Raw genomic sequence first — 6,171 nt, 5'->3', positions numbered from 1 at the left:
CCAGCGGCGTGCCCCCGCCGCCGGGCAGCTCGCCCAGCACCTTCTTGGCGCGGGTGAGCGAGCGCGTCGGCGGCAGCAGCAGCTCGGCACCGGTGCCGCGGAAGGCGATCAGCGCGACCTGCGCGCGCTTGACATAGCTTTGCGCCAGCATCAGCTCGACCGCGCCCTTGGCCTCGGCCAGCCGCGCGAGCGCTGACGAGCCCGAGGCATCGACCGCGAAGATCGTCAGCGCCTCGGCGCGCTCCTCGAACCGGCGGATGCGCAGATCGCCCTTGCGGATGCGCAGGCGTTTTGGCGCGTGCTGCGCCTCCTGCTGCCGGCGGATCTCCTGCCAGGGCACCGCCGCGCGCCGCTTTGCCGCTTCGGGCACGCAGGGCGTGGTGATCGACATTTCCGCGCGGCCCCAGCCCGAGGCCGCGGCGATTGCAGCCGCGATGCGCGCGCGCTATCTGGCGCTGCCGCGCGCCGATGCGCGGGGGGTGGAGCAGGCGGTGTCCGCGCTGCAGTTCGGGAAGACAGCATGAGTTCGGTTCGCTGGGAGGTCGAGGGGCAGGACTGGCCCAATCGCGCGCACAGCCGCTTCGTGCGCACCGCGATGCTCGACTGGCATGTCCAGATCGCCGGGCCCGAGGATGCTCCTGTGCTGCTGCTGGTCCATGGCACCGGCGCGGCCACGCACAGCTGGCGCGACCTGCTGCCTCTGCTGGCGAAGCACTATCTGGTGATCGCGCCCGACATGCCGGGCCATGGCTTCACGCGCGGGCGGATTTCGGGCGGGCAGAGCCTGCCGGGCATGGCGAAGGCGCTGGGCGAGCTGCTCGCCAAGCTGGGCCATGCCGCACCGGCGGTGATCGTCGGTCACTCGGCGGGCGCAGCGATCGGGGCGCGGCTGGCGATGGACGCGCGCTGGAACGCGACGCTGGTCGGCCTGACGCCCGCGCTGATGCCCTTCCCGGGGCTGGCCGCGCGGCTGTTCCCGGCGCTGGCGCGCGTGCTGTTCGTCAACCCGTTCACCGCGATGATCTTCGCCCAGATGGCGAGCAGCAGGGGCGAGGTCGCGCGGTTCCTCAAATCCTCGACCGGATCGCGCATCGATGATCTCGGCATCGATCTCTATCATCGTCTGTTCCGCACCTCCGACCATTGCGCGGGCGCGATCGGGATGATGGCGAACTGGGACCTCGAAACGCTCTCGGCCAGCCTGCCGGGACTGTCCGGGCGCACCCTGCTGATCCATGGCGGGCGCGATGCGATGGTCCCGGCCGACTCGGTCGAGCGCGCGGCGAGGCTGATCCCCGGAGCCGAACTTGCCGTGCTTCCCGATCTGGGACATCTGGCGCATGAAGAGGCCCCCGACCGGATCGCCGAGATGATCCTCGCCTTTGCCGCGACCAGCCCCGCCGTGGCGGCCTGACCAGCATGGCGGGGTGGAAGCAGCGCTGGGTCGGCTGGCGCAACCGGATGATCGGCAACCCCGCCTTCCAGTCCTGGGCCTCGCGCTCGATTTTCGCGCGCGGCGTGTCGCGGGTGCGCGCGCGACGGCTGTTCGATATCATCGCCGGGTTCACCTATTCGCAGACGCTCTATGCCTGTGTCGAAAGCGGGATCGTGGCGCGGCTGGAACAGGGCGCCGCCAGCTCGGCGGAACTGGGCGCGCTGGCACGGCTGGGCGAGGATGCGACCCACCGGCTGCTGCGCGCGGCGGCGGCGCTTGGCGTGATCGAAAGCGTCGGCGATGACCTCTGGATGCTCGGCGAACAGGGCGTCGCGCTGACCGGCAATCCCGGCGCAATTGCGATGATCCGCCACCATCACCTGCTCTATGCCGATCTCGCCGATCCGCTGTCGCTGCTGCGCGGCGAGCGCAGCGAACCCGGCGCGCTCGCAGGCTACTGGCCCTATGCGCTGGGCGACGGCAGCGAAGGCGAGAACCAGGCGGCGGTCTCGCCCTATTCGCAGCTGATGGCGGCCTCGCAGCCGATGGTCGCCGACCAGGTGGTGCACGCCTGGCGCTTTGCCCGGCATCGGCGGATGCTCGATGTCGGCGGCGGCGCGGGCGCGTTCATCGCGGCGGTGGCGAAGGCCGCACCGGGGCTCGACTTCGGGCTGTTCGATCTTCCCGCCGTCACCGCGATCGGCGCGCGGCAACTGGAGGACGCGGGCGTGCGCGTCACGGCGCATCCCGGCGATTTCCGCAATGACCCGATTCCGCAAGGCTATGACCTGATCACGCTGATCCGCATCCTGCACGATCATGACGACGATCTGGCGCAGGGCTTGCTGGTCAAGATCCGCGCGGCGCTGAAGCCCGGCGACACGCTGCTGATCGCCGAACCGATGGCGGGGACGCCCGGCGCCGAGGCGATGGCGGATGCCTATTTCGGCTTCTACCTGCTCGCGATGGGCTCGGGCCGCGCGCGCACCCCGCAGGAAATCGGCGCGATGCTGGAGCGGGCGGGTTTTGCCGGATGGCGCGAACGCCGCACCGGCCTGCCCATCGTCACCCGCGTGATTGCCGCTACGGCCTGACCTCCCCCTGTTGCAAGACGCTCGCATTCCGTCGCGGAACTAATGCGTTTCAAGCTGTAAACCTAGATTGACACTAGAGGGCGTTAATATAAGATGACACCTTGATGGAAGGTCCCATTCCGGGGGTCTGTCACAAGAACAAGGGGAGCGCGCACGTGCAGGCAATGGCCGTCATTTTCGAAGCGCCGCACCGCCTTGCGCTTCGCCCCCTGATGCTCAATCCGCCGGAAAACGGCGATGTGGTCGTCGAAATCGCGTGGAGCGGCATCAGCACCGGCACCGAGAAACTGCTGTTCACCGGCCGGATGCCGAACTTTCCCGGAATGGGCTATCCGCTTGTTCCCGGCTATGAATCGGTCGGCCGCATCGTCGAGTCGGGCAGCGATTGCCGCGCCCGGATCGGCGAATGGGTGTTCGTCCCCGGGGCCAACTGCTTTGCCGATGCGCGCGGCCTGTTCGGTGGATCGGCGCGCCGGCTGGTCGTCCCCTCGGCCCGCGCGCTGCCGATCGACGAGAGCTGGGGCAGCGATGGCGTACTGTTCGCGCTCGCCGCGACCGCGCTGCATGCGATGGCGGGCGGCGAAGCCCCCGACCTGATCGTCGGGCACGGCATTCTCGGACGCCTGCTCGCGCGGCTTACCATTGCCAGCGGCGCGCCTGCGCCCACCGTCTGGGAGATCGATGCCGAACGCGCGGCGGGCGACCATGGTTATGCCGTGATCCATCCCGATGCGGACGAGCGCCGCGACTATCGCAGCATCTGCGATGTCAGCGGGGACAGCACCCTGCTCGACACGCTGATCGGCCGCCTGGCGAAGAAAGGCGAGGTCACGCTCGCCGGTTTCTACCAGCAGCCCTTGAGCTTCACCTTTCCCCCGGCCTTCATGCGCGAGGCGCGCATCTGCGTCGCCGCCGAATGGGGTCCGGACGATCTGGTCGCGATCCGCGCGATGGTCTCCAGCGGGGCGCTCAGCCTGGCCGGGCTGGTCAGCCATGTCCAGCCGGTCGCCGATGCGCCCGCTGCCTATCCGACCGCGTTCACCGACCCTTCCTGCCTCAAGATGATACTCGATTGGAGCGCTTGCGCATGACTATGCTAGAAAACTCTGGTCCCGATGTCACCGCGTTGCGCGAGGAAGCCGCGCATGAACCCGATCCCGTTGCCACCGGCCCGGTGACCAAGGAAACGCAGATCATCGCGATCTACGGCAAGGGCGGATCGGGCAAGAGCTTTGCCCTTTCGAACCTCAGCTACATGATGGCGCAGCAGGGCAAGCGCGTGCTGCTGATCGGCTGCGATCCCAAGTCCGATACCACCAGCCTGCTGTTCGGCGGCAAGGCGTGCCCGACGATCATCGAGACCAGCAGCGCCAAGAAGCTCGCCGGCGAAGAGGTGCGCATCGAGGATGTCTGCTTCCAGCGCGACGGCGTGTTCGCGATGGAGCTGGGCGGCCCCGAAGTCGGGCGCGGCTGCGGCGGCCGCGGCATCATCCATGGCTTCGAACTGCTCGAGAAGCTCGGCTTCCACGACTGGGGCTTCGATTTCGTGCTGCTCGATTTCCTCGGCGACGTGGTCTGCGGCGGCTTCGGCCTGCCGATCGCGCGCGACATGTGCCAGAAGGTGATCGTGGTCGGATCGAACGACCTGCAATCGCTCTATGTCGCCAACAATGTCTGCAAGGCGGTCGATTATTTCGGCAAGATGGGCGGCAATGTCGGCGTCGCGGGCATCCTGATCAACAAGGATGACGGCACCGGCGAGGCGCAGGCCTTTGCCGAGGCCGTGGGCATTCCGGTGCTCGCCTCGATCCCCGCGAACGAGGACATCCGCCGCAAGTCGGCCAATTACCAGATCATCGGCCGCCCCGATACCGAATGGGCTCCGCTGTTCGAGGAGCTGGCGATCAACGTCGCCGATGCCCAGCCGACCCATCCGCGCCCGCTGACCCAGGACGGGCTGCTCGGCTTGTTCAAGCCCGAGGATACCGGCGGCAATGTCGAGCTGGTCCCGGCGACGCAGGCGGACATGCGCGGCGGCGTGTTCGAGGAAAAGCCCTCGCTCGAAGTGGTGTACGACCAGATATGAGCGAAAGCCCCACCTTTCCCGCGCCACGCAGTCCTGACAGGATCGACCTTGCGGCGGTTCCCGTCGAGGGCGGTTGCGCGTCGAAGGACACGATGCGCGCGGCGGCGGAGCAGGCGGGCAAGGGCGAGGTGCTGGCACGCTATGCCGCCGATTATCCGCCCGATCCTTCCCAAGGCCCGCACGATCAGCCGCAGAGCATGTGCCCGGCCTTCGGTTCCTTGCGCGTCGGCCTGCGCATGCGGCGCACCGCGACGATCCTCTCGGGATCGGCCTGCTGCGTCTATGGGCTGACCTTCACCTCGCATTTCTACGGTGCGCGCCGCTCGGTCGGCTATGTGCCGTTCAGCTCGGAAACGCTGGTCACCGGCAAGCTCTACGAGGATATTCGCGACGCAGTCCACCAGATGGCGGACCCGGCGCTCTACGACACCATCGTCGTCACCAACCTGTGCGTGCCGACAGCCTCGGGCGTGCCGCTCCAGGGCCTGCCCAAGGCGATCAACGGCGTACGCGTGATCGGCATCGACGTGCCGGGTTTCGGCGTGCCCACCCATGCCGAGGCCAAGGACGTGCTGGCCGGCGCCATGCTCGCCTATGCCCGCAAGGAAGCGTCGCAAGGCCCGGTCGCCGCGCCCAGCCAGCGCCCCGACCGCCCGACGATCACCTTGCTCGGCGAGATGTTCCCCGCCGATCCTGTCGGCATCGGCCAGATGCTCGAACCGCTCGGCCTTGCCGCCGGTCCGGTCGTTCCCACGCGCGAGTGGCGCGAGCTGTACAGCGCGCTCGATTGCGCCGCGGTCGCCGCGATTCACCCGTTCTACACCGCCAGCATCCGCGAGTTCGAGGCGGCGGGCCGTCCCGTCATCGGCTCCGCGCCGGTCGGCGTCGATGGTACGGCGGCCTGGCTCGATGCCGTGGGCGCCGCCTGCGGGATTGCGCAGGACAGGGTCGATGCCGCCAAGGACCGCTTCCTGCCTGCGATCCGCGCGGCGCTGGCCGCCAGCCCGATCAGCGGCCGCATCACCGTTTCGGGTTATGAAGGCTCCGAACTGCTGGTCGCCCGGCTGCTGATCGAAAGCGGCGCGGACGTGCCCTATGTCGGCACCGCCTGCCCCAGAACGCGCTGGTCCGATCCCGACCGCGAATGGCTCGAGGCGCGCGGCGTGCGCATCCAGTACCGCGCCAGCCTGGAACAGGACATTGCGGCGGTTGAAGAATATCGCCCGAACCTGGCGATCGGCACCACCCCGGTGGTCCAGCACGCCAAGAGCGAGGCGATCCCCGCGCTCTATTTCACCAACCTCATCTCGGCGCGCCCGCTGATGGGCCCGGCAGGCGCGGGTTCGCTCGCCGTGGTCATCAACGCCGCGCTCGCCAACCAGGACCGGTTCAACCGGATGCAGAGCTTCTTCGACGGCGTCGGCCAGGAAGAGAATGCCGGCATCTGGCGCGACACCCCGGTCGACCGGCCCGAGTTCAAGAAAAAATATGCCGCGCGCATGGCGGGCCTCTCCAAGTCCGAGGAGGCGGTCGGCACATGAGCGCGCTGCCTATCC

General features: G+C 68.5%; 7 protein-coding genes. 6 read left to right on the top strand and 1 reads right to left on the bottom strand.

Annotated features, from left to right (window positions below; genetic code table 11):
* Positions 1-391: VWA domain-containing protein (locus tag DM995_RS09300; RefSeq protein WP_286164941.1), on the bottom strand; the 391-nt coding region annotated here is incomplete at its 3' end.
* Between DM995_RS09300 and DM995_RS09295 the strand changes: the two genes are divergently transcribed.
* From DM995_RS09295 to bchY, 6 genes are all read left to right on the top strand, one after another.
* Positions 378-524 (top strand): hypothetical protein, encoded by a 147-nt coding sequence (locus tag DM995_RS09295; protein WP_198669309.1) that lies wholly within the window; start codon positions 378-380, stop codon positions 522-524. The genes DM995_RS09300 and DM995_RS09295 overlap by 14 nt on opposite strands.
* Positions 521-1,414, top strand: a complete 894-nt coding sequence (gene bchO, locus DM995_RS09290; RefSeq protein WP_116969240.1) for an alpha/beta fold hydrolase BchO — start codon at positions 521-523, stop codon at positions 1,412-1,414. Before DM995_RS09295 ends, bchO begins: the two co-directional genes overlap by 4 nt.
* Before the next feature lie 5 nt (positions 1,415-1,419).
* Complete coding sequence (locus tag DM995_RS09285) at positions 1,420-2,529, top strand: methyltransferase (protein ID WP_232824255.1); 1,110 nt, start codon at positions 1,420-1,422, stop codon at positions 2,527-2,529.
* A gap of 164 nt (positions 2,530-2,693) precedes the next feature.
* The gene (gene bchC / locus DM995_RS09280) at positions 2,694-3,620 is read left to right on the top strand and encodes a chlorophyll synthesis pathway protein BchC (protein WP_116970397.1); all 927 of its coding nucleotides are present in this window, start codon (positions 2,694-2,696) and stop codon (positions 3,618-3,620) included.
* The gene (locus DM995_RS09275) at positions 3,617-4,615 is read left to right on the top strand and encodes a chlorophyllide a reductase iron protein subunit X (protein ID WP_066279970.1); all 999 of its coding nucleotides are present in this window, start codon (positions 3,617-3,619) and stop codon (positions 4,613-4,615) included. Before bchC ends, DM995_RS09275 begins: the two co-directional genes overlap by 4 nt.
* On the top strand, positions 4,612-6,156 hold the full coding sequence (gene bchY / locus DM995_RS09270; RefSeq protein ID WP_116969239.1) for a chlorophyllide a reductase subunit Y: 1,545 nt from the start codon (positions 4,612-4,614) through the stop codon (positions 6,154-6,156). The genes DM995_RS09275 and bchY overlap by 4 nt, the downstream gene beginning before the upstream one ends.
* Positions 6,157-6,171 lie beyond the last annotated feature (15 nt).

Origin of the sequence: Blastomonas sp. UPD001, from assembly GCF_003426715.1 — a bacterium.
GTDB lineage: Bacteria > Pseudomonadota > Alphaproteobacteria > Sphingomonadales > Sphingomonadaceae > Blastomonas.
Note: the sequence above shows the minus strand (reverse complement) of the source record. Positions and strands in the feature narration are given on the sequence as shown.

What these genes read in the sequence shown, in the direction of transcription:
- bchO (WP_116969240.1), top strand. Translation starts at nt 521, where the DNA reads ATGAGTTCGGTTCGCTGGGAGGTCGAGGGGCAGGACTGGCCCAATCGC.
- DM995_RS09285 (WP_232824255.1), top strand. Translation starts at nt 1,420, where the DNA reads ATGGCGGGGTGGAAGCAGCGCTGGGTCGGCTGGCGCAACCGGATGATC.
- bchC (WP_116970397.1), top strand. Translation starts at nt 2,694, where the DNA reads ATGGCCGTCATTTTCGAAGCGCCGCACCGCCTTGCGCTTCGCCCCCTG.
- DM995_RS09275 (WP_066279970.1), top strand. Translation starts at nt 3,617, where the DNA reads ATGACTATGCTAGAAAACTCTGGTCCCGATGTCACCGCGTTGCGCGAG.
- bchY (WP_116969239.1), top strand. Translation starts at nt 4,612, where the DNA reads ATGAGCGAAAGCCCCACCTTTCCCGCGCCACGCAGTCCTGACAGGATC.